The organism is Serratia sp. JUb9 (assembly GCF_014298095.1).
GTDB classification, from domain to species: domain Bacteria; phylum Pseudomonadota; class Gammaproteobacteria; order Enterobacterales; family Enterobacteriaceae; genus Serratia_B; species Serratia_B rhizosphaerae.
The window spans coordinates 669,140-693,625 of the sequence record NZ_CP060416.1; the positions used below are offsets into that span (position 1 = coordinate 669,140).

General features: G+C 56.7%; 20 protein-coding genes. 9 read left to right on the forward strand and 11 right to left on the reverse strand.

Annotated elements, in window-relative coordinates; genetic code table 11:
* Positions 1–74: 74 nt before the first annotated feature.
* From HF675_RS03170 to HF675_RS03205, 8 genes are all read right to left on the reverse strand, one after another.
* Entirely contained in the window at positions 75–1,022 is a 948-nt protein-coding gene (locus HF675_RS03170; RefSeq protein WP_187044024.1) for a hypothetical protein, read from the reverse strand.
* Between the two features lie 55 nt (positions 1,023–1,077).
* A complete protein-coding gene (locus HF675_RS03175; RefSeq protein WP_370569838.1) occupies positions 1,078–1,629 on the reverse strand; it encodes a fimbrial protein in 552 nt (183 codons plus the stop codon).
* A gap of 44 nt (positions 1,630–1,673) precedes the next feature.
* On the reverse strand, positions 1,674–2,147 hold the full coding sequence (locus HF675_RS03180) for a fimbrial protein (protein WP_158684849.1): 474 nt from the start codon (positions 2,145–2,147) through the stop codon (positions 1,674–1,676).
* A 111-nt stretch (positions 2,148–2,258) separates the two neighbouring features.
* Entirely contained in the window at positions 2,259–2,990 is a 732-nt protein-coding gene (locus HF675_RS03185) for a molecular chaperone (RefSeq protein ID WP_187044026.1), read from the reverse strand.
* Positions 2,991–3,036: 46 nt separating this feature from the next.
* Complete coding sequence (locus HF675_RS03190; protein WP_187044027.1) at positions 3,037–5,553, reverse strand: fimbria/pilus outer membrane usher protein; 2,517 nt, start codon at positions 5,551–5,553, stop codon at positions 3,037–3,039.
* Positions 5,554–5,678: 125 nt separating this feature from the next.
* Positions 5,679–6,197, reverse strand: a complete 519-nt coding sequence (locus HF675_RS03195; protein ID WP_187044028.1) for a hypothetical protein — start codon at positions 6,195–6,197, stop codon at positions 5,679–5,681.
* A gap of 58 nt (positions 6,198–6,255) precedes the next feature.
* On the reverse strand, positions 6,256–6,789 hold the full coding sequence (locus HF675_RS03200; RefSeq protein WP_105232613.1) for a fimbrial protein: 534 nt from the start codon (positions 6,787–6,789) through the stop codon (positions 6,256–6,258).
* A gap of 963 nt (positions 6,790–7,752) precedes the next feature.
* On the reverse strand, positions 7,753–8,781 hold the full coding sequence (locus HF675_RS03205) for an NAD(P)-dependent alcohol dehydrogenase (protein WP_222618799.1): 1,029 nt from the start codon (positions 8,779–8,781) through the stop codon (positions 7,753–7,755).
* Positions 8,782–8,885: 104 nt separating this feature from the next.
* On the opposite strand from HF675_RS03205, the gene HF675_RS03210 reads away from it, so the two are divergent.
* From HF675_RS03210 to HF675_RS03240, 7 genes are all read left to right on the forward strand, one after another.
* A complete protein-coding gene (locus tag HF675_RS03210) occupies positions 8,886–9,800 on the forward strand; it encodes a LysR family transcriptional regulator (RefSeq protein WP_105232611.1) in 915 nt (304 codons plus the stop codon).
* A gap of 113 nt (positions 9,801–9,913) precedes the next feature.
* The gene (locus tag HF675_RS03215; RefSeq protein ID WP_105232610.1) at positions 9,914–10,822 is read left to right on the forward strand and encodes an endonuclease/exonuclease/phosphatase family protein; all 909 of its coding nucleotides are present in this window, start codon (positions 9,914–9,916) and stop codon (positions 10,820–10,822) included.
* A gap of 581 nt (positions 10,823–11,403) precedes the next feature.
* Positions 11,404–12,351 (forward strand): hypothetical protein, encoded by a 948-nt coding sequence (locus HF675_RS03220; protein WP_222618801.1) that lies wholly within the window; start codon positions 11,404–11,406, stop codon positions 12,349–12,351.
* Between the two features lie 35 nt (positions 12,352–12,386).
* A complete protein-coding gene (locus HF675_RS03225) occupies positions 12,387–13,577 on the forward strand; it encodes a cysteine desulfurase family protein (protein ID WP_105232609.1) in 1,191 nt (396 codons plus the stop codon).
* A gap of 62 nt (positions 13,578–13,639) precedes the next feature.
* Positions 13,640–14,983 carry a pyridoxal phosphate-dependent aminotransferase gene (locus HF675_RS03230; protein ID WP_187044029.1) on the forward strand — a complete coding sequence of 448 codons (1,344 nt, stop codon included), beginning with the start codon at positions 13,640–13,642 and terminating at the stop codon, positions 14,981–14,983.
* Positions 14,984–15,217: 234 nt separating this feature from the next.
* The gene (locus HF675_RS03235; protein ID WP_105232607.1) at positions 15,218–15,427 is read left to right on the forward strand and encodes a heavy-metal-associated domain-containing protein; all 210 of its coding nucleotides are present in this window, start codon (positions 15,218–15,220) and stop codon (positions 15,425–15,427) included.
* Between the two features lie 55 nt (positions 15,428–15,482).
* Positions 15,483–17,984 carry a heavy metal translocating P-type ATPase gene (locus HF675_RS03240; RefSeq protein WP_111736364.1) on the forward strand — a complete coding sequence of 834 codons (2,502 nt, stop codon included), beginning with the start codon at positions 15,483–15,485 and terminating at the stop codon, positions 17,982–17,984.
* A gap of 66 nt (positions 17,985–18,050) precedes the next feature.
* Here the strand turns inward: HF675_RS03240 and HF675_RS03245 are convergent, their stop codons facing one another.
* The 3 genes from HF675_RS03245 to HF675_RS03255 all read right to left on the reverse strand — a co-directional run bounded on the left by HF675_RS03245 (position 18,051) and on the right by HF675_RS03255 (position 20,938).
* Entirely contained in the window at positions 18,051–18,689 is a 639-nt protein-coding gene (locus HF675_RS03245; RefSeq protein ID WP_105232605.1) for a response regulator transcription factor, read from the reverse strand.
* A gap of 15 nt (positions 18,690–18,704) precedes the next feature.
* Positions 18,705–20,165, reverse strand: coding sequence for a PAS domain S-box protein (locus HF675_RS03250; protein ID WP_105232604.1), 1,461 nt, complete (start codon positions 20,163–20,165; stop codon positions 18,705–18,707).
* Positions 20,166–20,365: 200 nt separating this feature from the next.
* The gene (locus HF675_RS03255) at positions 20,366–20,938 is read right to left on the reverse strand and encodes an RNA polymerase sigma factor (RefSeq protein ID WP_111736365.1); all 573 of its coding nucleotides are present in this window, start codon (positions 20,936–20,938) and stop codon (positions 20,366–20,368) included.
* A gap of 284 nt (positions 20,939–21,222) precedes the next feature.
* Here HF675_RS03255 and sctW point away from each other — a divergent pair, with 284 nt between their 5' ends.
* Positions 21,223–22,353 (forward strand): type III secretion system gatekeeper subunit SctW, encoded by a 1,131-nt coding sequence (sctW, locus tag HF675_RS03260; protein ID WP_187044030.1) that lies wholly within the window; start codon positions 21,223–21,225, stop codon positions 22,351–22,353.
* A 9-nt stretch (positions 22,354–22,362) separates the two neighbouring features.
* Complete coding sequence (gene sctV / locus HF675_RS03265; RefSeq protein ID WP_187044687.1) at positions 22,363–24,486, forward strand: type III secretion system export apparatus subunit SctV; 2,124 nt, start codon at positions 22,363–22,365, stop codon at positions 24,484–24,486.

Here is a 24,486-nt window from a genome sequence, read left to right on the forward strand (position 1 = left end):
GTCCTGTCTGTGACATACGGGAAACTACGCCGTGGCTTTACCACTGGCGTAGTCCTTTAATTCATGCTTTCCATTTAATCCAGATAGGCGATAATCCAGGCCGTACCTTTTATCGTTCCTTCACCGCTGAGGTTACTCAGTTCACTGGTGATACGGAAAGTTTTACTGGTATCGATATTTGTGGAAATTTCTTTCCCCTGCAATCCGCTGCTGGTATCGCTAATGGTTAATTTACTGCTGGCGCCAACGCTGCCATCTGTATGAAAGAGATTTAAATCTCCGTCGGCATTTTCTTGATAGTTGATGGTTATTGTCGTATTAACCGGGTTTAAGCAGGTATAGGTAAGTTCGGCAAACGCTTTATCGTAAGTATTATCCGACGACAACATTCCGTGATCTAATTCTATCGCGTTTGGGTAGGTATTACAATACGCTGGTATGGTAATTTGACCGCCGGTTAAGTTTATCGGAATAGTATATTTTGCCGGCTTGTAATTCCCAGGTTCGGTGGTGTCAAATCGGCGTGAGTATCCCCCCAATTGAAAGGCTGGTATCGTAATTACCCCGTCAATGGTTTCCCTGTCCAAGTAAAAATCCAGCTTTATTGGAAAAGCATTGGTCAGAGAGCTGGCGGGATAGGCATCATTCGGTGAATTCAGATCACAAACAGTTGTAAGCCCGTCTCCCCAGTTTGATGTAGGCACGGTGGAGCTTACCTCTACCGAGAGGTTGTTGTTTATTTTGAAGCGCCCGGTCGCGGAGTCTTGCGGTAAGTCGATAAATATCCGTTGTCTGCCAAAGGCGTTATGCAAGTTGCGATCGCCGCAATGCACCGTACCGGTGACAGTCGTCGCATCGATAGCAAAGCTGGCGATATGTCCTAGTGTTACATCGCCCGTCGTGTCAATGGTCACGTTGGATGCAGCGTCAATGGCGGTAACATCGTAGGCGGCGCCGGCGGTGAAGCTGGCACCCAGCAGCAGGGCGTGCGCAACGACGGCGCGAGGATTAAACAATGGCATAGATTGTGGTGACTCCAGCGAATTAACTGATTAGCGCTGCGCTTGTGCGCGGCCGTTACAAATAGTGCAAGATGACGTTGGCCGAGGCCTGAAAATACCCGCCTTCCAGCTCATTTTTATCGCCCTGAGCGACCAGTTGCGCCGTCAGAATCAATTTGGCATCTGCGATTCCATCACCCTGTTGGAGCCATTGGGAAACGGGCACCCATTGGTTCAGCGTGACGGGGTTGCTGTCGACAAGGATGGCAATGCCCAAATTTTCCTTCGAAGTTGCCAGCACATGGCTACCCATCGCTGACAGCACGCCATAACCGCTTGGTTTAACATAAAGATTCAATATTTTTCCTGGGGTGACTTTGTTGTTGCATGCAAACCATAAATTCACGTTTTTTGCCGCATTGGCTGTGTCCAAATCGGCGGTAGGCACTTCACCGAAATCGACGGCTAACAGGTCGTCATGCAGTCCCTCTGTCCATTCCCCCATACCTGCCATGATGTAACATGCCGGTTTGACGAGTGTCGCTTTGACCGTAATCGGTACGTCTGCCAGGCAGCCGGCGCACCAGAAAAGCAGCCCGATGCCGTACCACCCGAGAGGATGCCTGATACGAGAATTGTCCTTTCCTTACATGCTGTTGCTCCTTGCCATCATCACAGATAGCTCATTTCAAACGTCACCGTGGCGCTGTAGTCCCCGGGATTGACGGCGTTGCGATCGACGGCCTGCGGGTAGACATCAAACAACAGCTCGTTGGTGCTGCCGATGCCCGTCTGGGTAATAACGCCCGCCTTGAACGGCACTTCCGGCACGATCGGCTGGCCGTCGGCATTATTCAGCCCCAGCACCAGACCGGTGCCGCCGTCGGTGGCGAGCATGGTCAGGCCGTCGATATTCACGGTCTGCGGGCTGTGAAACACCATTTGCACCTGTTTGTTCAGCGTCGCGGCGCTGCAGTCTTTGAAGCGTAGGGCGAAGCGGGTGGCCGGGCCGCGGCCGTAGTGCTGGAAATATTTGATCGACAGCAGCGGCAGCTCGACGAGCTGCGCGTCCTCCGCCGAGTCGTGGATACACTGTTTCTCCAGCAGCGTGCCGCTGAATGTCAGATCGATTGGGTTTTTCGCCATTGCGTCCCCCATAGAACCGATAGCAGATAACAGCGCGATACATATTCCCAGATACCGGTTCATGGCCGGTCCTCCTTACACTCTTGCCGGGCGGGGATCCCGCCGCGATCGTTAACTGTTTTTCACCGTGCACTGCGCGGCGCTGCAGCTGAATGTCAGCGTAGGGCGGCCGCCGTAATCGTTGATATAGGTCAGATAAGGCGTGGCGTAGTGCTGGCCGGCGACCTTGACGCTGCTTTTCGGCGCGATCATCACCGATTTGAATTCGCCTTTGACGGACTGTTCTTTAGAGCCGCCCAGGCCGATAATCGTGATGTAGTACGGCGTCGGGTTTTCAACCCGGTAGCCGCCGCTTTCGGCGTGCAGCACCAGTTTTTCCTGCCAGACCGCGTTCGGCGCGGTGATGATCCCCTTCGGGCGGTAGAACAGTTTGATCTTCGACTGCAGCGCGATCTGCAGTACGTTGGGCTTATCGCTGCGCGGCGGCACTTCACGCAGGTTCACATAGAACAGTGACTCCCGGTCCTGCGGCAGTTGCTGTGCCAATGGCGTGGCGGAGATGCGCAGCATACTTTTGGCGCCCGGCTCCAGCCTTTGTACCGGCGGCGTCATCACCAGCGCGCCGGTGGTCATCTTTTTCTGCTGCTCATCTTCCAGCCAGGCCTGAGCCAGGTAAGGCAGATTTTTGTTTTCATTGCTGATGTTCAGGCTGATGGCCTTTTGATCGCCGTTAAACACCACCCGGGTTCTGTCCAGAGCGACGGCGGCCTGCGCGTTAGCCGTGGTAAATAAAAGGCCGAGAATCAGGGTGATGCCGGCAACCTGTTTGTTCAGTGTTTGCATATTGACTTCTTTACTCCATGGGTTGACGGTAAAAACCGTAAATAAATTATTTAGTTACAGCGCCAGCGGCGGCAGTCCGCCGACAGGGCAGCAACAGGTTTTGCTCGTTAATGGCAGACGGCAGAACCGCTAGACACTGGACGCTGTCGTTCCAGACCAGGCTCAGCGTCTCTTTCGGCGTAATGCCGCTCAGCCAGGCGATGCCCGCGTCACCGACAATGCCGACTTCCTGGTTTTTGCTATTGCGCACCACGGCGCCAAATGGCGGCGAACCGCCGTCTGCCAGCCGGAAGGTGGCGAACGCCTTGCTGCCTTGCAGCAGGCCAAAGCGCTGGTAGCCGATGGCGCCGTCGGTCAGCGCGGTTTCCACCACGCTTTTCTTCGCTTCGACATCGTCAGCAAGCGTGCTGACATCGATGCGGGTGGTGGTGCGGTAGTAACTGTTGACGTCGCTCACCACGCCGATCCCCCAGGCGTTGCTGACCACGCGGCCGCCGTTGATCGGTACGCCGCCGATGCCGTCGGTATCCACCATCAGCCGGGTGCTGCCGTTGTTGCCGCCGGCGTGCATCGCCACGCCGCGCGGCGTGGCGGTGATGCCGCCCGTGGCGCTGAGCCCCAGCGAACGGTACTGCGCGCCGTCGATCGCACCGTTGACGCTCAGCTTGCTGCGCGCGCCGTTATGGGTATACATACCGCTGACCTGGGCGCGTGATTCCTGGTTACCGCCGTGATCGACGCCGGCGTTGATGTTGTAGCTGTCCAGCCCCAGCCGGTCGTAATAGCCGATCCGGTGCCCGTATTGCCCCCGGTTATAGCTGCTGTTGTAGCTGACGGTGCCGGTGCCCATCGGCAGCGATAGCATCAGGCTGAATCTGTTCTCATCTTGCCCGCGGTATTGGCTGCGCATGGCCGTGGCGGTCAGCGAAGCGCTGCGCATTTTCAGCGCCGGCAGATCAAACGTGGTGCCGATATTGGCGCCATACTGTTTGGTGCTGCCGCGATCCCAGTAGGTCTGATGCTCGTAATTCAGCCCCAGAGAGACGTTGTCAAAGCTCTTGTTGACGTTGATCTGGTAGCGCTCTTTTTGGTGGTTAGGGTCGTAATCGAGACGGCGCTGGTCGAGAAACTGCTGCATGCTCATATAGTTCTTTTCCGAGAAGCGGTAGCCGGCGAAGGTGACGTCGGCTTTCATCTCGTCGAAGAATTTGGAGTAGCTCAGACGCCAGGACTTCCCCTGTTTCTTACTGTTATCGCGTACCTTGGCAACGGACTGGGTGACGTCGACGGCCACGGTGCCGAGCCCGAACAGATCGCGCCCGCTGCCCAGCGCCAGCGCCTGATAATCGGCGGAGAGCGTTGAGCCGCCGTACAGCGTCCAGATATTGGACAGCCCCCAGGAGGCTTCGCCCGAGGCAAACAGCTGCCCTTCCAGATCGTGTTCCCAGGTGGTGGGGCGGCCGACGATCGCCTGGTAGCGCAGCTGGCCCGGACGCGTCAGATAAGGCACCGCCGCGGTGGAGAGGCTGAAGGTGTGCTCTTCGCCGTCCTGCTCGGTGACTTTAACGTCCATCGTGCCGCGGATAGCGCTGTCCAGGTTCTGAATGCGGAACGGCCCGGCTGCGACGGTGGTTTCATAGATAACGCGATCCTGCTGCGTAACGGTCACTTTGGCGTTGGTTTTGGCGATGCCAATGATCTCCGGCGCGTAGCCACGCAGTCGCGGCGGCAGCATACGTTCGTCGCTGGCCATGGCGATGCCCGCATAGCGCCAGGAATCGAACATCGGCGAGTTGACGTAGTTTTCACCGATGGTCAGCGTTGAACTCAGGCTGGGAATCGGCCGATACAGATAGACGCGGCTAAAATCGAGGGTATGACGACTTTTTTGCTGCGAGCTGCTACGGCTGAAACGGCCCTGATAATCCCCGCGCAGGCGCCAGGCGCCCAGGTTCATGCCGAGCGTGCCGTTGGCGCTGAGGGTCTGCCGACGCCCCGAGTGACGGTTGCTGGTAAAGGTGCCGGTGATGTTGTAATCCAGCAGAAAACCGGGCAGGCCGTGATCCCAGCGGGAAGGCGGCAGCCAGGACGCGTCGGTATACTCCAGCAGCGCCTGAGGGACGTTGATATTCAGCGCCGCGCTGCCGAGGTTTGGCGTTAACGCCACTCCGGGCAGCGGGCTGAAATCCACGCACTGGCCGTTATGCCAGCGGGCCAGCTGTTGGGCTGCTTTATCCGTTAATCCCAGGCGGTCGACAACCTCCTGCGGCAGACAGGCTTCAGGCTGTGCGGGGGAGGTGTTATTGTCTGATGGTGCGTAATCGCGTGGATAAAACGGAATATCCCCCTCATAACCGACGCTCTCACCGTTAATTCGCAGCGTCATATGATAAACGCCGGGCATAATATAGCCGGCCTGCGAAAAGCGGGAGAAATCAATATTCGCTCTATCTTCCAGATCTAATACGTCCGTATTAAACTCAACAGCGTTAGCTTCCCAACTTACCAAAACGGCAATGATGGCGGATGCTATGCGACTGATGATAAAACGTTGCTGAGACATAATTAATCATCCTGATTAAAAAGCGAAAATCGCGGGCGTTGTTAGCAGGGGAATAGCGGGATTCCGGTAGGCATTCACGATTTTCTGAAGCGGGCGTCACTCTTCCATTCAGCGCCCGGCCGGCGTTATTCGTAGCGCATGTTCAGCCCCAATATGGCGTAATAGGGTGGCGCTTTCGGCGTCAGTTCTACGCGGTAATCTGCGGTTGCCGGATGGGCACTGTTTTGCTCCGCTTTGCGATAATTGATCGGGTGATCTTCCCCGCTTTTTAGCGTTTTATTGTCCGCATCTTTAATAATAAAAATATTCCCTGATGCTGATTTGTTTTTGAAGTTGATTTTGATTGCTTTATCTTCACCGTACCCACTGTTTTGTCCCGGGAGCGCACAATGATCGAAACGAATAGATAAATGATAAATTAACGATCGTTGGCGGTTGTCTAATGGGCGCGGGTCTAAATCCAGAGATTGGGATGGGGTATCCAATGCAATGGTGCATCCTGCAGCCAATACGGTACCGCTGAGCGTTGCCCGCCTGCGCAGAGGCAGGAGGTAACCGTCATCCTGCCGGCTTAGCGCCAACACATCGGCATAACCGTTGGATGCGGCGAGCAACAGTACAAAACTTCCCAACCAGCGTTGCATAGGATCCCCCTTTGAGATAGCCAGAGGGGAGACCGAGCCCTCCGGCTATACCTGACTATTACTTGTAGCTAATCAGGAAGTTGGTTGATGCGCTGAAGTCACCCGGGGTAACGTCAGTGGCGATGTCAGCTTTCTGAGCAACCGCGGTGTAAACCAGGGTGTTGTCGCCGTCAACCAGGCCGGCGATAGCCGCTGGGGTGCCGAGGGTAATGTTGTTGATACCGATGGCCAGACCGGTAGCCAGACCGTTAGTTTTCAGCAGGTTTTTATTGGCGATCTGGTCGGCACTGTTGAAGGTAATTTCAGCGGTTTTCTTGGAACCGTCATCGTTCGCCAGGCTGCAGTTCTGCAGTTTGAGTTCAAAAGTCTGAGCGGTGGTTACGTTTTTGTTCAGCTGAGACTGAGACAGCTGGCCGAAATCAACCTTAACGTCCATACCGTCCTGGCCTGGCGCCAGGTTACATGGGGCATCAACAACCTGGCCGTGGAACGTAACTTTACCGGAGTTACCTTCGTAAGAAGCAGCGTTTGCGCCGAAAGACAGGGTTGCTGCAGCCATCAGAGCAGCCAGAGAGATGTGTGATAATTTCATGTTTAACTTCCTTTTCCTTTTTATAAATGTGCTAACCGCACGGGTTGGCACTCCCACAGGTAAATATCTCGCAGCCGGGCAGCGGTAAGAGAGATATTTATTTGTGGCAGCGCATCAGCATGCATTCCTGGCTGATAGGCACAAATTCCCTGCGTCGTTTTTATAAACGCCGTTTTATACATTATCTAATTATCGACCGATGAATTAGATTTCTCCTAGATACCCATATGGTGATAGTGGGATTTGTCGTATTTGTCTTATTATTTATCTATCTATATGTATTCATGATATTTGTTTGTGGTTTTTTATTTTTTTCGAGTGAGCGAGATTATATTGACTAAGATTTATCCTTGCAACTTTACGGTTTTTAACCTGTTTTGTTACCTGAACGTTTTTTTTCTTTGTAAAATAATTTTGTCTTTTCATTTTTCCTATATCTATTAATTGGTTGCGCGATCCTTTTTTTTACTTTTCTATTTATATCCCCTATTAATTATTGTGCTATTTTTTATATTAACAATGGATGTTAGTTCTTTATTTTATTGATGATGTAGTGTTTTATTCTGAGTTACAATCACTTTTTGGTTTTATATTTTATGATTTTTTGTTTTATTGGCTTTTAAATTCATTGTCGAAATAAAAAATATTTGATTTTATTTTGAATGAAGCGTGATCTTTTGTTTGGTTATTTCTTAATTTTATTTATCTCATATTTCTATTAAGTATGATGTTTGGGATTTCTTACTCATTAAAAAGGAGTAGTTTGTGTAACGTGTTATTGTTAGTTGTATTATAAATTGGGAATTATCTTGGTTGTTGGATATGAAAGCCGCAGGCAGAGCTGCGGTTTCAGTGTTACGCTGACTTTTACCGATGACATATATTCAAGGATTAACCGCAGCGGTTTTTCTGAATTGGCCATGTTTAAGCACGCGGCCATCAGGGACGAAAAATACGGGCGCCCTACGCCACCTCACCAATGTTTACCACTACTTTACCGAAGGCGCCGCTTTCCACACGCGCCAGCGCCAGAGGCAATGCTTCCAGCGGGTACACGCTGTCGATAACCGGCGTGAGGCCGTTGGCGTCGAAGGCGGCGCACATTTCGCTCAACGCCCGGCGATGGCCGGTGCCGATGCCGTAAATCGCCAGATCCTTAAACAGAATCGGCTCCAGCGGCGACGACACGGTAAAGCCTTCCAGCGCGCCGATCAGATGGATTTTTCCGCCGATGGCGCACATCGCCGCCGCCTGTCCCAGGTGCGCGCCGCCCGCCAGCTCAAGAATGTGATCGACTCCCCGATCGGCGGTCAGTTGCAGGACGGCGTCGACCATGCCCTGCGCGTTACGATCGATAACCGCATCGGCTCCCAGCTGTTTTACCCCCGCCATTTTGCCGGCGCTGGTGGCGACAAGGGTTTTGGCGCCCAGCATGTTGGCGATTTGCAGACCAAACAGCGCTACGCCGCCGCTGCCTTCAATCAGCACGCTGTCTCCCGGCTGCAGGTTGCCGCGCTCCACCAGGGCAAACCAGGCGGTCAGCGCCGCGCAGGGCAGCGTGCTGGCGGCAGCGTGGCTGAGCGAGGCGGGTTTAGCCACCAGCCAGTCTGCTTTCATCGCCACATATTCCGCCAGTACGCCGGGGTAAAAGCCGCCCAGAGTGCGGTAAGCCAGCTCGCGCGCGTTGCCGGGGCGAGCGCCGTCGAGCCACTCCGGGGCAAAGACTGAGATGACCTCATCCCCCGGCGCGAAGCGGCTGACCTGGCTGCCGGCCGCCACCACGCGCCCCGAAAGGTCGGAGCCGGGAGTAAACGGAAAGCGCAGCGGTAAGCCGCGTCCGCTGTCGATCACCCAATTATCGCGGTGATTCAGGGCGACCGACATCACCTGCACCAGCACCTCGTCGTCTGCAGGGCGGGGCACTGCCGCCGTCTGCAGCGTCAGTGACTGGCGCCCGAAGCCGTTCATTTCCCAACGTCGCATAGTGTTCACAAGTTGTTTCCTCCTCTGATGATTGAGGCATTCATTGTGTCGCAGACAGAAAGGTGAATTAATACCCTATAATCCGCATGAACTGATGAATAAGGCACAGCAATATGAAAGGGGCCGATTACGCTGAACTGGCCGTCTTTATGGCGGTGGCTAAAGAGAGGAGTTTCCGTCGGGCGGCACAGCGGCTAGGGCTGTCGCCGTCGGCGGCGAGCCATGCGATCCGCGCGTTGGAACAGCGGCTGCACGTCAGGCTGTTTAACCGCACCACGCGCAGCGTCGCGCTGACGGAGGCCGGTTCACGGCTGATGGCGCAGCTGGAGCCGGCGATGGCGGCGCTGGAAAGTGCGGTGCAGGGGGCGGGAGAGACGCAGCTGACGCCGCGCGGTACGCTGCGCATCAGTATGCCGCGTCTGGCCGGGCATCTGGCGATCGTGCCGGCGATTGAACGCTTTATGGCGCGCTATCCGGATATCCGGCTGGAGATGCTGCTGGATGACAACCTGCAGGATATTGTCGCTGCGGGATTCGATGCCGGCATCCGTTCGGGCGACCGGGTGCCGAGGGATATGATCGCGGTCAGGCTGACGGCGGATCTGCAGATGGTGGTGGTGGCCGCGCCGGGCTGTTTTCAGACCCAGCCGCCGCCGGCGACGCCGGAGGAGATTGTCCGCCACCGCTGCATCAACTACCGCTGGAGCGGCAACGGCGCTCAGTATCGCTGGCGTCTCAGTCGCGCCGGCGAGCACGTCGAGGTGGACATTGACCCCGCCCTGACGGCCAACGATATCGATCTGCTGCTGGCTGCCGCCGAGCAGGGCGCGGGGCTGGCGTTACTGGAGGCGCAGTGCGTGGCGCCGTCGCTGCACCGGGGCACGCTGGTGCGGGTGCTGCCGCAGTGGTGTAAACCGGTCGCGGGGTTTCACCTGTACTACCCGCGTAATGGGTTTATGACGCCGCAGATGCGGGCGTTTGTTGATTTTATGCGGCTGGATACGGCCGCAGAAACGCGGCAAGAGTAATGCGTATCACAAAACAAAAAGACGTAGCGTGGTATATAGAGTGGAAAATCATCGCCTTTCTGAAGGTGGGCATTAACGGAATGTGATGTTGATATAACAACAAGGAGCGTAGTATGAGAACGATAATCAGCGCAGCGGTCGCATTGGGTTTACTCGGCGGCTCACTGCCGGTCTGTGCCGCGCAGACGTTGGAGCAACAACAGCAGCTGAAAATTATCAGCTATAACGCCTACTGGGGGATGAAGTCCGACACCTCGAAGGGGAAACAGAAGTTTGCCGAATGGGCCAGGCAGCAGGATGCCGATATTATCGCCTGGCAGGAGATGAACCACTTTACCCGCGAGACGCTGGAAGCCTTCGCCCAGAGCTACGGGCACCGCTATGCGGTGCTGCTGAAAGAGCCGAAGGTGGCGGGCGACGATGAATTTTTCCCGACGGCGATCACCGCCAAATACCCGATCGTCAACGTACGCAAGGTGGTGGATAACCTCTGGCACGGCGCGCTGTTTGCTGATGTGGGTCACTATCACTTTGTGGTCACCCATATGAACCCGTTCCGCACCTCACAGCGGATTGATGAGATGAACCTGATTCTGGATTCCATCAAATACGGTGCGGACCCGAACGGAAAGTGGATTATCGCCGGCGACCTCAACGCCTTCTCACCGCTGGATAAAAGCGGCTATAACGAGAGCGAGATGGTGAAGGATTTGCAGGACAAAGAGGCCAAACGGCCGGTGCTGCAAAACCTGGTGAACGGCAAAATGGACTACACCGTGCAGCAAAATATCCTGTCGCGCGGCTTTATTGACGTGCTGAAGCAGAAGTATCCGGATACGTTCATCGCCACCGCGCCGACGAAAATTTTCTATGACCAGGCCAAGACGCCGCTGCGCTATGACTACATTTACGTCTCCCCGGCGTTGAAGAACGACGTGGCGGAGGTAAAAGTGCTGCGCGATGCGTTTACCGACCAATATTCAGATCACTATCCGGTGCAGATGATCATTAACAACCGCTAAGCGGTCTGCTCTGAAACGCCTGAAGAGCGGTGTTTGTAGTGAGCGGGCGAAGCTGTCGCCCGCTGTTTGCGTTCTGTATGCCGAATGTATTTATGCCCCGTCAGAATTGGTTTACCCGTCTTGCTGTGCGTCTTCATTATCTCCCCATTCCTGATCTATCCGACGGCGATCTTTCCGTATTTATGGATAGAAGATCGTTAAAGATATAAAAATTACGAATATTCCTAATAAAAGGGTAAAAAACAATCGCTATGCGGTGAGTGTTAATCTAACTAACGGTTTTATTTGATTTTTTGTGAGTTAAAAAATTTGTAGACCCAATGAATTTATTACGCATTTAATTTGGCCTTGATCACATATTTTTAAGAGTCATTTTTTATTTTTTTAATATCCCCTTGGCTTTCAAATGGTTAATGATATTAGATTCCATAAGATTAAACCTGTTGACCTTCCACTAGGGGGAAGGTTTACGTTGGCGCGTAGAAAGGGAAGCTAAAACTTACATTCGCTATGCGATATGTATGTCAATGATATATCTGTCATTTACTATTTGGTATATGAATGGAAATCATTGTTTTGATATGGATTTTATATTATTCGTCAGCGGCAATATGCTTGCTGTCTCAGGGTTTGTCGTTAAATTTATTAAGGGCAAGGTAATGAAAATGAACGATCTTACATTAAGTGATTTAGAAGATAAGATCCTTGGCGTTATTCATCGTGAAGTTAATCACTATACGCCGAAAATACCGGCATTTTATCTCGAAGGCGGCCATTACGATCCCCGCTACCCTGTTAATGAGTTCGCAAAAAAGTCATTGCATCATGCTTTAGATATCGCCAGTAATGCGATCGTCAATCATAAAAAGAATTTGAAGATCTCTCTTGGTATTTTAATCGACGACCTTGGGCTGCAATGCGGCGCCGAGTCATGTGAAATACTCCCGACGCAGTTAAATAATACGGATGATGCGGAGGAAAGCGGGGAGTTACCCAAGGAATTGGACGCTATTTTGGCGCAGTCTAAAATCGTCAAGCGGGAACGGATGATGATACAGGGTGAAAGAACCTGTAAAAACCGCGGCATACAGACGCTAAGGCGTATTCTCGATCTTCATCGAACCACGCCGTTGCCTGAACTGGAGATAGAAGAGGCGGAATCGCTGACGAAAATCTTTTTTGTTAATCAGGAAGGGCAGCGCGTACTGCTTGCCGAGTCGAAATCAAAAGACGTATGGACGGCAAAGTGCCCGGTGATCATGGCCCAGCACTACAGCGACGTTTATGACCGCGTGGCAAAACTGCATCCGCAGGCCCACGCGCTGCATATTATCGATTTTTCGGAAACCGATGACTACAACAAAGTGATCAACGGCGCAGACGTGGCGATGAAGCTGTTTCTGCGTAATGAGCGCATCGGCGACAGAGCGGTGAAAATTACCAACATCTTCCTTTCATCGTTTGATGACGACGATTACATCATCCACTCGACGTCTCACTGCGCCGAACGGCTGGCGGCAGAAGCGTGATCGTTTCACCCGATAATCAATAAAAGGAAACGTCGATGTCTGTAAACAAACCACACCCACAGAATATGCCGCTGTATCTCGATTACAACGCGACCACGCCCTGCGATGAGTTAGTCCTGGCGGAAATGCTGCCGTTTTTTTGTCATCACTTTGGCAACGCCGCCAGTATTTCCAGCCAGCAGGGGTTTAAAGCGCACTTGGCGGTCGAGCGCAGCCGTGAGCAGATTGCGAAATTGCTTCATGCGCGGGCGAACGAGATTATTTTTACCTCCGGCGCCACCGAAAGTAATAATCTGGGGCTGCGCGGCGCGTATGCGGCCTGCAAATCCCGTGGCAATCATATTATTTCCTCCTCGATAGAACATCCTGCAACGCTGGCAACCCTGAAGGATCTGGAGCGTGAAGGTGCCCGGGTGTCTTTAATCAAGCCTTTGCAGGATGGCCGTTTCGACCTCGCTGCGCTCGAGGCATTGATTACGCCGGAAACCATCCTGATCGGCGTGATGTACGCCAATAATGAGCTGGGGGTAATTAACCCGATAGCAGACATTGCCACCATCGCCGAACGGCACAACATTCTCTTTATGTCAGATGCGACGCAGGCCGCGGGCAAAATCCCGATCGATGTGCAGCAGTGCCCGATCGATATTCTTACCTGTTCCGCGCACAAGATATACGGGCCGAAAGGGATCGGCGCGTTATATCTGCGGCGGAAAAACGGCAAAAAAATTGTCGACCTTCATCCGCAGATTACCGGCGGCAATAGCGAGCAGGGTATTCGGGGTGGCACGCTGAATGTGCCGGGCATCGTCGGGTTTGGCAAGGCGGCGGAACTGGCGGCCGAGCGTCTGCCGCAGGCGATGGCAAAGGCGCAGTCCCAGCGTGACCGGCTGGAAAGGGCGCTGGCGCAGTGGGAGAACGTCCAGATAAACGGGGGAAGCTCTCCCCGTCTGCCCCACGTCTCGAATATCTCTTTCAAACAGGTGGACGGCGCCAGGCTGCTTAATCTTCTGAAAAAGAGCGTTTCGGTCAGTACCGGATCGGCCTGTTCATCCAGCAGCCTGTCACCCAGCCATGTGCTGACCGCGCTGGGGCTGTCAGAAGAGCTGGCTCAGGCTACCCTGCGCTTCAGTCTGGGCTGGCCGACCAGGGACGAAGATATCGACGTCGCTCTGGCGGCGGTTAATCAGGCGCTGCGCATGCTGTCGTCAGCCTATGCCGATTAATTCCACACTCCCGTATCAGGCAATAAGAGTCATTGGTTGTCACGAGTATAAAGGTCATATCTATGAATGAGATATTAAGCCAACCCGCGAATATTGACGATGTCGCCGGCGGGCAGGGGCTGTGCGAAGCGTCCGCCGGGCGCCTGTCGCGTCTGGCGCTGGAGCTGGACTATTCCGGCATTATCAAGCTGGCGTCCTATGTGCAGCGGCAGATTGACGACGGCCGGCCGATCTGCGACCTGATTATCGGCGATTTTGACCCCGCGCGCTTCCCGCTGCCCGGCGTCTTGCGTCAGGCCATTTATCAGGCCTACGCGGATAATCAGCATGATTACCCGCCGTTAGAAGGCGTACTGCCGCTGCGTGAGGCGATCGCCGGCCTGACCAAACGCTGTTTCCAGGTCGATTATGATCCCGACAGTGAAATTATTATTTCCGGCGGCGCGCGTCCTTTACTGTATCTGGCGCTGTTGGCGGTGGCCGATCCCGGCGACACGGTGATTTATCCCGCGCCCTCCTGGAACAATATGTACTATGCGACCCTGTGCGGCGCTCGGGGCGTGGCGGTGGAAACCACGGCGGAAAATCAGTTCCTGCCGACGGCGCAGGATTTTGCGCCCCATATACAGGATGCGCGGGCGATCGCCCTGTGTTCGCCGCAAAACCCGGTGGGGACGATGTTCTCCCGGCAGGCGCTGGAGGAGATTTGCGATCTGGTGGTGGCGGAAAACCGACGGCGCCGCGGCCGGCAGAAGCCGCTGTACATGGTGTTTGACCAGGTCTACTGGATGCTGACCTATCAGACGTTGCCGCATTATCAGCCGGCGCAGCTCAGGCCCGAGTTAAAAGAGTATACGATCGTGGTCGACGGCGGTTCCAAGGCCTTCGCCGCGACGGGGCTGCGCGTGGGGTGGGGAATGGGGCCGGCGGACGTCATTGATAAAATGAAATTAATGATTGAGCATATCGGCGCCATTGCACCAAAGGCGGAACAATTGGCCATGGCGGCATTGTTGCATAATCACGCGCTGTTGCAGGATCACCTGGCAACGTTTAAACCCCGGATATTTAACTTTCTGCAGTTACTGCATGGCGGCATGCAACGGATGAAAGAGGAAGGGCTGCCGGTAGACGCTATGGCGCCGATGGGGGGCATTTATCTGTCGATGCAGTTTAATCTGGCGGGCCGGGTTACGCCTGCAGGTCAGGTACTGCGCACGCCCGAGGATGTGAGCCGGTATCTTATCGACCATGCGGGCCTGGCGGTTGTGCCTTTTAGCTATTTTGGCATGACGCGCGCCGAATGGTGGTTCAGGGCTGCAGTATGCGCCGTGCTGCCGGAACAGATAGAAAACGCTTTGCCCAGAGTCAGAGATGCTATTATTGCCTTGAGAAACGCGCAGTAGCTGCGGGAATAACGCCCGCTGACGTTTAATCCATTCAATAATATGGGCCGCAGTGCAGGAGCACATCGCTGCGGCCGAACAACGGATCGTTTGGTAACGCCACTCTCCCGCGCGGCGCTGATTTCTCTGAGCGCCGCCGCGTCAAATAAAAAAAGAAATACTTTGTAAAAAAGGATTGACCTTGACGTTAGGTCAAGGTTGACGATGGAGATCAACTTACGCAAGGAGCCATTTATGAATCATCTACAGCTGCATATTCCGACGATGAAGTGCGGCGGCTGCGCCGCCTCGATCGCCAAAACCGTCAAAGCGCGGGATCCGCAGGCGCAGGTCGATGCCGATCCGGCGACGAAGCGGGTGATCATCGCAAGCCGCGTTGACGACGCCGAACTGATGGCCGAGCTGGCCGCGGCCGGTTTCCACGCCAGCGTCGAGTCTGACTGAACAGTAAAAGGAGCGCCCTGTGGTATGACAGGGCGCTGTCGCAGGAGGAGTTTTTATGAACACGCATTCGACGGCATCCCAGTCTAAAGCGTCAACGGCAATCAATTTCCCCGTCGTAGGCATGACCTGCGCCTCGTGCGTGGGGCGCGTGGAACGCGCGCTCAAAGCGGTGCCCGGCGTTGCCGATGCCAGCGTCAATCTGGCCACCGAACGCGCATTCGTCACCTTTAACGGCGCGCCCGATGTGGCGGCGGCGGTCAAGGCGGTTAATGACGCGGGCTACACGGTGGAGCTGGAAACCATCAACCTGTCGGTGACCGGCATGACCTGCGCATCGTGTGTAGGCAGGGTTGAACGCGCGCTGGCTGCGGTAGACGGCGTGGAGCAGGCCACGGTCAATCTGGCGACCGAACGGGCGCAGGTGCAGGTGGCCGCCGGGGTGAATCCCGACGACCTGATCGCCGCCGTCGCGCAGGCGGGTTACGAGGCGCAGACGATCGCCGCCGATAAGAGCGATACCGCCGATCAGGCGGTGCGTCAGGCGGCAGAACTGCGCTCGCTGAAAAAGGCGTTGCTGGTGGCCGTCTGTTTCGCGCTGCCGGTTTTCATCCTGGAGATGGGTTCGCATCTGGTGCCGGGCATGCATGCCCTGATCGACCGCACCATCGGCACGCAGAACAGCTGGTACCTGCAGTTTGTGCTGACCACGATCGTGCTGTTCGGCCCCGGCTTACGTTTCTTCCAGAAGGGTATTCCGGCCCTGCTGCGCGGTGCGCCCGACATGAACTCGCTGGTGGCGACCGGGGTCAGCGCCGCTTACGGTTATTCGCTGGTGGCTACCTTTGCGCCGCAGTGGCTGCCGGCCGGCACGGTCAACGTCTACTACGAAGCTGCGGCGGTGATCGTCGCGCTGATTTTACTCGGGCGCTACTTTGAAGCCCGCGCCAAGGGCAATACCTCGGAGGCGATTAAACGGCTGATCGGCCTGCAGGCCAAAACCGCCCGCGTGCTGCGTGACGGTAAGGCGGCGGAGGTGGATATCGCTGAGGTCAAACGTGAGGACATTATTGAAGTCCGTCCCGGCGAACGCATCCCGGTGGATGGCGAAGTGCTGGAGGGCGAAAGCTTTGTCGACGAGTCGATGATCAGCGGCGAACCGGTACCGGTAGAGAAAAAAAGCGGCGCCGAAGTGGTCGGCGGCACCGTCAACCAGAATGGCTCGCTGACGTTTAAGGCGACCAAAGTCGGCAGCGACACCATGCTGGCGCAGATTATCCGCATGGTGGAGCAGGCGCAGGGCGCCAAGCTGCCGATCCAGGCGCTGGTGGATCGCATCACCATGTGGTTTGTGCCGGCGGTGATGACCGTGGCGCTGCTGACGTTTCTGGTCTGGCTGTTCTTCGGGCCGTCGCCAGCGCTGTCGTTTGCGCTGGTGAATGCGGTGGTGGTGCTGATTATTGCCTGTCCGTGCGCCATGGGGCTGGCGACGCCGACCTCCATTATGGTGGGCACCGGGCGTGCCGCACAGCTGGGCGTGCTGTTCCGCAAAGGGGAAGCGCTGCAGTCGCTGCGGGATGCGGCCGTGGTGGCGGTAGATAAAACCGGCACCCTCACCAAAGGGCGCCCGGAGCTGACCGATCTGGTGCTGGCGAACGGCTTTGAGCGCGCACAGGTGCTGGGGCTGGTGGCGACCGTGGAAAACAAATCGGAACACCCTATCGCCCGTGCCATTGTCGATGCCGCACAGCAGGAAAACGTGCCGCTGTCGACCATTACGCGCTTTGAGTCGGTTACCGGTTTTGGCGTGAACGCCGATATCGAGGGAATAACCGTCGCGGTGGGCGCGGATCGCTATATGCAGCAGTTGGGGCTGGACGTGGCGCAGATGGCGGAAGATGCCGCGCGGCTGGGCGATGAGGGCAAAACGCCGCTGTATGTCGCCATCGATGGCCGGCTGGCGGCGATGATCGCGGTGGCTGACCCGATCAAAGACACCACCCTGCCGGCGATTAAGGCGCTGCACGAGCTGGGGCTGAAGGTGGCAATGATCACCGGCGACAACCGCCGCACCGCGCAGGCGATTGCGCGTCAGCTGGGGATTGATGAAGTGGTGGCCGAGGTGCTGCCGGACGGCAAAGTCGCGGCCATTGAGCGCCTTGCCGCCGAGTATGGGCCGGTGGCCTACGTCGGCGACGGCATCAACGATGCGCCGGCTCTGGCCGCCGCGCACGTGGGCATCGCCATCGGCACCGGGACGGATATCGCCATCGAGGCTGCCGACGTGGTGCTGATGTCCGGCGATTTGGGCGGCGTCTCCAGCGCGATTGCGCTGTCGAAAGCCACGCTGGTGAATATCAAACAGAACCTGTTCTGGGCCTTTGCCTATAACGTGGCGTTGATTCCGGTGGCGGCGGGCATACTGTATCCGCTGAACGGCACCCTGCTGTCGCCGGTATTTGCCGCCAGCGCCATGGCGTTATCCAGCGTGTTCGTGGTGAGCAACGCGCTGCGGCTGCGCCGCTTTACGCCGCCGCTGCGTCAGGCGGACGGGCACTGAACCCGGCAATAACGGCAAACAAAAGGCACGCTGGCGACAGCGTGCCTTATTTTTTTCTGCCGCGTCCTACTGCACCAGGTTGTAGCTGATGGCATATTTGACGATATCGGCATTGGCGGTGAAGCCCATCTTCTTCATTAGGCGAGATTTGTAGGTGCTGACCGTCTTATTGCTGATGGCCAGGGTGTCGGCGATGGCGTTAATTGATTCGCCGTGGGCCAGCATAATCATAATCTGCCGTTCGCGCAGGGTCAGGTTCTCGTGGGGCGCGCTGTTACTCTGATACTGGGCGAATACGATCTTCTGCGCCAGCTCGTGATCGATATAGCGCGCGCCGCTGGCGACGCTGCGGATGGCGTTCAGCAGCGCTTCCGGATTGCGATCTTTGGTGATATAGCCCAGCGCGCCGTGCTCCAGCATGCGCTGGGCGATCTGCGGCTCATTAAACATACTGAGCACCAGGATCTTCAGCCCGGGGTGCTGGCTGCTGATGCGGTTGATCAGATCCTCGCCGCTGATCCCCGGCATGGAGATATCCAGCAGCAGCAGATCGACATCGCCGGCGCGCAGGCGTTCCAGCACCCGACCGCCGTCCGCGGCTTCGGCGACTACCTTGATGCCGGCGTCCAGCAGGAACAGCTGCTTCAGGCCTTCACGCATAATGGCGTGGTCTTCGGCAATCATTAAACGTATTGGCTGGGTCATGTATTTCTCGCTTTATTATTCATTAAAATTTTGTCGGTTGAGCGGGAAGTTGAGCCGTACGCGGGTGCCTTCGCCCGGTTTGCTGTCGATGGTCAGCCAGCCCTGCAGCATTTCCGCACGCTCTTTCATGCCCGGCAGCCCCCAGGCGTTGGAGCGCACGCGCTGCTGATCGAAGCCGCGGCCGTTGTCCACTACTTCGATCTCCAGCTTTTCGCCGCGCTGGCGCACAAAGATATAGACGCTGCTGGCCCTGGCGTGGCGGGTGACGTTGGTCAGCGACTCCTGCACCACGCGGAAGGCGGCGGTGGTGCTGGGGTCATCCAGCTGCAGTTTTTTCTCCGTGGTGGCGATCAGAATGCAGCGGCACTTCTGCTGGCGGTTAAACTCATCGCGCAGCCACTCCAGCGCCGGCAGCAGGCCCATATTGAGCATATTCGGCCGCAGGCGGGTGGAGACGTCGCGCACCACCTGAATGGTGCTGTCCACCAGACGCATCAGATTTTCCACCTGCAGATGCACGGCGGCGTTATTTTCCGGCGACTGCATGCGGATCAGCGACAGCCCGACCCGCAGCGAGGTCAGGTGCTGGCCCAGTTCGTCATGGATTTCGCTGGCCAGATATTTGCGTTCCGCCTCGCGCCGCGCCTCCTGATTGCGCGCCAGCAGGCGCAGCTGCTGGTGTGCGTCGCGCAGCTCTTTCTCCGCCAGCCGGATGCCGGTGATATCGCGGCCGATGGCCAGCACGCTCTCCAGTTCGCCCTCCAGATTAAACTCCGGCACGCTGCGCACGTGCAGCACGCGTTGCTGATTCTGATGCTCTAACGCGATTTCCCCGTCGGTCGGGGTGGAGCTGCTCATGGTGTGGGCGATCAGGCGCAGCAGCTCCATGCCGGCGTTGTGGTGCGGCACGCTTTCGGTCAGCTGCCAGCCGGAAATCTGGCTCTCCGTGCGGTTAAACCACGTCAGCACGCGCGGATTGACGTAAATACAGCGGAAGGAGAGATCGAAGCGCGCCACCATATCCGGCGAGTTCTCGACCAGCGCGCGGAACTGCTTCTCCCGCAGGTGCTGTATCGCCTCCTTCTTCTTCAGTTCGCGGACATCGCTGACGATGCACAGCGCATGCGGGCGGCCGCCGTGCTGATAGCGGCTGGAACTGACCTGGACGGCGATGATTTCGCCGTTGCGATGCCGGTGCTGGGAGGTAAAGGTGATGCCCTCCGGGCGCATCGTCAGTTTCCACCACAGCGCGGCGACGTCTTTATCCGCCAGTTCGGGGGCGATGGCGGCAAAGTTGCTGCTGAGCAGCGCCTTTTTGCTATATCCCATCAGATTGCAGGCACGTTCATTGACGTATTTTACGGTTAAATCCTGATCGAGCAGGTAAATCGCATCGTGAATGCGATTAAGCGCGATGGATGATAAAGACTCCGTTGCCGTCAGCGAGGGATCGAGCCAGTGGAAAAAACGCTGCAATAGATCATCTCCTTGTTATTGCGCCGTTGCCGTAATGACGAAAGCGCGGCTAATGCCGTGTATTAAAACGCAGAGTAACGTAGCAGTTTCTGAAAAAATAGGGTCTGCCGCGCCATACACACCCTTTTAAACCGGCGCGCGGTGGTTATTTATTTTAGTTCGGATTTTCATTATTTTTATTTGAACGTTATTTTCTGCGCCTATTTTCCCTGACGTATCGGCGGCGATCGGTGGAATACCTGGGTTTTCAGCGTTTCTCTGGCGCGCGACAGGCGCGAACGCACGGTGCCGATCGGGATGTTCATCTGCATGGCGATATCCTGATAGCTGCCGTCGTCGCCGATCAAAATCGTCAGCATGCGTTTAATCTCCTCCGGCAGCCTGTCAATTGACGTCAGGGTCAGGTTGAGCAGCCGCTGTTGTTCGGTCAGTTCGCTCGGATCGTCGTCGTGCAGCAGGTTTTCCAGCACCTCGTCGTTCAGCGTATCAAACAGATAACGGTTTTGCTGACGCTTGTAGTGGTTACGGATCAGATTAATGGCGATGCCGAACATCCAGGTTTCGGGCAGCGAGGCGCCGGTAAATTTATGCCGGTTACGCAACACCTCCAGGCAGGTCATTTGCGCGATGTCTTCCACATCCTCCGTACTGGCGACTCTCCTTCGAATGAAATTAATCAGCTTTTTGTTCGATTGTTTGAAAATACCTTCCCAGTCCACCGGTATATCCATGGCGCTGGTTGGTATTGCGTTTGCAGTGAATGAATTCATCATTTTTATTTCTCCTTAAATAAAATCGCAGTGAGTTCACTCTTAAATAGCAAGCGCTGTGCCACTCTTATTCCGTAAATAGTGTGTTGTTTTTATTTGTCTTTATTTTTATGTTCAGAATGTTCTGAGAAAAAAGGTGCAAAAAAACAAAATTATTTGTGCAAAGAGTGGCACTAATTTCATTTGGTTATTATTTGAATTTCCAATAACTCAATTCTTTTATTTTTTTCGGAACCTGAAGCGCTCCGGCTCCACAGAAAGAGAGTCATCTTGATGAGGAACCGGCAATGTTGAAATCCTCCAGCCTGGCCTTTACGCCGAACCCGCTGCGCGCCCTGCTGAAGCAGGGAGAGGTCGGACAGAATAAAAACAGCGGCAGGGCCGCCGGTCATGTCGCTGCGGGCGCGGCCAGCGCCGACGATATCAAAGAAGAAGCCGGGCTGATGTTTGGCGAAAAGGCGGAAAGTAAAAAGAAGGCGGACCAGCGCCGGCAGAACCAGCATCACGTGCGTCACCGCCATCTGCTGAACAAGGTCGAGCTGCATAAAATGTACGCGATGCTCGATGCGCGCGATGCGGGACGCCAGCAGGCGTCGCTGCAGCGGCTGCGCGACGCCTTAAAGCGCAAGGCGGAAACCGACGATCTGCTTGCCATGCTGGACGACGATCCGGCGCGCTGTGACCTGCTGCTGCGGGTGATGGAGCGCGAGGCGCGCAGCGACGGCGATGAGGAGCTGCGACAGACGGTGGAGCAGCATCTGGAGGCGCTGGAACAACACCACGGCGAACGGCTGCGGGCCGGGCTGAATACCGCCTGGTCGATCGCCGAACTGACCGATAATCCGCAGCATAAACAGAGCCTGCGCAATATTTACTATGACAGCATCGTGCATCAGCAGTCGGCGATGGCGATGGTGGATCTGCTGCTGAGCCATTTCGAACCGCAGGATTTCAGCATCGGGCTGCGCACGCTGCAGCGCGCGCTGGCCGACGATATCGCCGCGCTGGCCTCGTCAATCGGCGCCGGGGCGTTGCGCCACATTCAGACCGGGCTGTTCGAGGCCGGACAGGTCAATCACACCCTGGAAGAGAGCCGGACGCTGCTGGATCGGATGGCGGGCAAAATGGCGCTGGGCGATATGGACCATGTGGAACTGGCGCGGCGTCTGCTGCATATCTGCCACAACGGCGCTTTCCAGCAGGACTTCAGCCAGCTCGGACACGAGGTGGTGACCGATGCGCTGCCGCGCAACCTCTCCATTTTCTTTAACGGCGTGCTGCCGCTGGTGCGCGATCTGCCGATAGGACTGTGGAAGATCAAGGACGGTCGGCAGACGGCGCTGACGCTGCTGGCGAATCACAACACGGAACTGCTGAAGAATGAGCGCCGGCAGGCCAGGCGCGAAGCGAAGCCGTAAGGGAGCATGATGAACAGCCTATTTGCCATCCTCAACAAAATCGCCATCAGCGCGATGCAGCGCTCGGAGATCGTCGGCGCGGCGTTCGCCCTGGCGCTGGTGTTTATGCTGATCGTCCCGCTGCCGCTGGGGCTGATCGACATGCTGATCGCCGTCAACATCTGTCTCTCTTCATTGCTGATCGTGCTGGCGATGTATCTGCCCAAACCGCTGGCGTTCTCCACCTTTCCGGCGGTGCTGCTGCTGACTACCATGTTCCGCCTGGCGCTGTCGATCTCGGTCACCCGCCAGATCCTGATCCAGCAGGACGCCGGCCATATCGTTGAGGCGTTCGGCAACTTTGTGGTGGGCGGCAACCTGGCGGTGGGGATGGTGATGTTTCTGATCCTGACGGTGGTGAACTTTCTGGTGATCACCAAAGGATCGGAGCGCGTGGCGGAAGTGGCGGCACGCTTTACGCTGGACGCCATGCCGGGTAAGCAGATGTCGATTGACAGCGATCTGCGCGCCGGACTGATTGACGTGCATCAGGCGCGCAACCGCCGCAATGAACTGGCGAAAGAGAGCCAGCTGTTCGGCGCGATGGACGGGGCGATGAAATTCGTCAAAGGCGACGCCATCGCCGGGCTGGTGATCCTGTGTATCAACCTGATCGGCGGCTTCAGCATCGGCGTACTGCAGCTGGATATGGCGCCCGGCGATGCCATGCACACCTACTCGATCCTGACCATCGGCGACGGCCTGATCGCCCAGATCCCGGCGCTGCTGATCTCCCTGACCGCCGGCATGATCATCACCCGCGTCTCCTCAGAAGGCGACAGTACGGAAACGCCGAACGTCGGCCGCGAGATCGCCGAGCAGCTGACCAGCCAGCCCAAGGCGTGGATCCTGGCCTCGATGGGGATGATCGGCTTCGCGCTGGTGCCCGGCATGCCGGGCGTGGTGTTTTCGCTGCTGGCGCTGATCACCCTTGGCGGCGGCGGTTTTCAGGTGTGGCGCGCGCGGCAGGAAATGCTGCTGGCGAAGCCGCAGATCGAAAACGAAGTGATCCCGCCGGAGCTGAACGGCCGCGAGGATCTGCGCCAGTTCAACCCGACGCGCCCCTGGCTGATCCAGTTCCATACTTCGCGGCGCGGCACGGCGGAGACGCTGGATCTGGTGCAGGAGATCCGCCGGCTGCGCAACCGCATTGTTTACCACTTCGGTTTTACCCTGCCGGCGTTTGATATCGAATTTACCGATAAGCAGCCGACCGATGAGTTCCGCTTCTCGGTGTATGAGATCCCGAAAGTGGTCGGCACCTTCAATACCGCGTTAACGGCGTTGGACGTTCGTCAGCTGGAGAGCCTGAGCGAGGCGGAGCGTGACGGGGCGACCCCCGGCGATGAGGCGCGCGGCGAGGAAGATTATCTGTGGCTGGCGGCGGACCACCCGCTGCTGGCGCGTGAGGATCTGGCGCGCCACAGCGCCGGTGAGCTGCTGCTGACGCGTATGGAAGACGCCATCCACGCCAGCAGCCCGCACTTTATCGGCCTGCAGGAGACGCGGGCGCTGATGAGCTGGCTGGACGCCGAGCAGCCGGAGCTGGCGCAGGAGCTGCAGCGGGTGATGCCGCTGACGCGTTTCTCCGGCGTGCTGCAAAAGCTGGTGGCGGAGCGCATCCCGCTGCGCTCGGTACGCGCCATCGGCGAGGCGCTGATCGAACACGGCCAGCACGAACGCGACGTCAACCTGCTGACGGAGCAGGTGCGCGTCACGCTGAAGACCCACCTTTGCCATCAGTACGGCCAGCCGGACGGCATTCACGCCTGGCTGCTGACGCCGGAGCTGGAAGAGGCGCTGCGCGACAGCCTGCGCCAGACCCAGAACGATATTTTCTTCGCCCTGAGCCAGCAGCAGATCCAGCTGATTCATCAGGAGGTGAAGCAGGCCTACGCGCCGGGGCAGGACAGACAGGCGGTGCTGCTGGCGGCGCAGGATCTGCGCGGGCCGCTGCGGGCGCTGATTCAGGAGCGTTTCCACGCGGTGCCGGTGCTCTCGTTCGCCGAGCTGGAGCCGGCGCTGGCGGTTCAGGTGCTGGGGCGTCTCGACGTCGATCCGGCATTCTATTCACTTACCCCCTGGGAGGATTAA

What these genes read in the sequence shown, in the direction of transcription:
- HF675_RS03170 (WP_187044024.1), bottom strand. Translation starts at nt 1,022, where the DNA reads ATGCCATTGTTTAATCCTCGCGCCGTCGTTGCGCACGCCCTGCTGCTG.
- HF675_RS03255 (WP_111736365.1), bottom strand. Translation starts at nt 20,938, where the DNA reads ATGATGAATTCATTCACTGCAAACGCAATACCAACCAGCGCCATGGAT.
- HF675_RS03245 (WP_105232605.1), bottom strand. Translation starts at nt 18,689, where the DNA reads ATGACCCAGCCAATACGTTTAATGATTGCCGAAGACCACGCCATTATG.
- HF675_RS03225 (WP_105232609.1), top strand. Translation starts at nt 12,387, where the DNA reads ATGTCTGTAAACAAACCACACCCACAGAATATGCCGCTGTATCTCGAT.
- HF675_RS03210 (WP_105232611.1), top strand. Translation starts at nt 8,886, where the DNA reads ATGAAAGGGGCCGATTACGCTGAACTGGCCGTCTTTATGGCGGTGGCT.
- HF675_RS03240 (WP_111736364.1), top strand. Translation starts at nt 15,483, where the DNA reads ATGAACACGCATTCGACGGCATCCCAGTCTAAAGCGTCAACGGCAATC.
- HF675_RS03185 (WP_187044026.1), bottom strand. Translation starts at nt 2,990, where the DNA reads ATGCAAACACTGAACAAACAGGTTGCCGGCATCACCCTGATTCTCGGC.
- HF675_RS03220 (WP_222618801.1), top strand. Translation starts at nt 11,404, where the DNA reads ATGGATTTTATATTATTCGTCAGCGGCAATATGCTTGCTGTCTCAGGG.
- sctW (WP_187044030.1), top strand. Translation starts at nt 21,223, where the DNA reads ATGTTGAAATCCTCCAGCCTGGCCTTTACGCCGAACCCGCTGCGCGCC.
- HF675_RS03180 (WP_158684849.1), bottom strand. Translation starts at nt 2,147, where the DNA reads ATGGCGAAAAACCCAATCGATCTGACATTCAGCGGCACGCTGCTGGAG.
- HF675_RS03235 (WP_105232607.1), top strand. Translation starts at nt 15,218, where the DNA reads ATGAATCATCTACAGCTGCATATTCCGACGATGAAGTGCGGCGGCTGC.
- HF675_RS03215 (WP_105232610.1), top strand. Translation starts at nt 9,914, where the DNA reads ATGAGAACGATAATCAGCGCAGCGGTCGCATTGGGTTTACTCGGCGGC.
- sctV (WP_187044687.1), top strand. Translation starts at nt 22,363, where the DNA reads ATGAACAGCCTATTTGCCATCCTCAACAAAATCGCCATCAGCGCGATG.
- HF675_RS03230 (WP_187044029.1), top strand. Translation starts at nt 13,640, where the DNA reads ATGAATGAGATATTAAGCCAACCCGCGAATATTGACGATGTCGCCGGC.
- HF675_RS03200 (WP_105232613.1), bottom strand. Translation starts at nt 6,789, where the DNA reads ATGAAATTATCACACATCTCTCTGGCTGCTCTGATGGCTGCAGCAACC.
- HF675_RS03190 (WP_187044027.1), bottom strand. Translation starts at nt 5,553, where the DNA reads ATGTCTCAGCAACGTTTTATCATCAGTCGCATAGCATCCGCCATCATT.
- HF675_RS03195 (WP_187044028.1), bottom strand. Translation starts at nt 6,197, where the DNA reads ATGCAACGCTGGTTGGGAAGTTTTGTACTGTTGCTCGCCGCATCCAAC.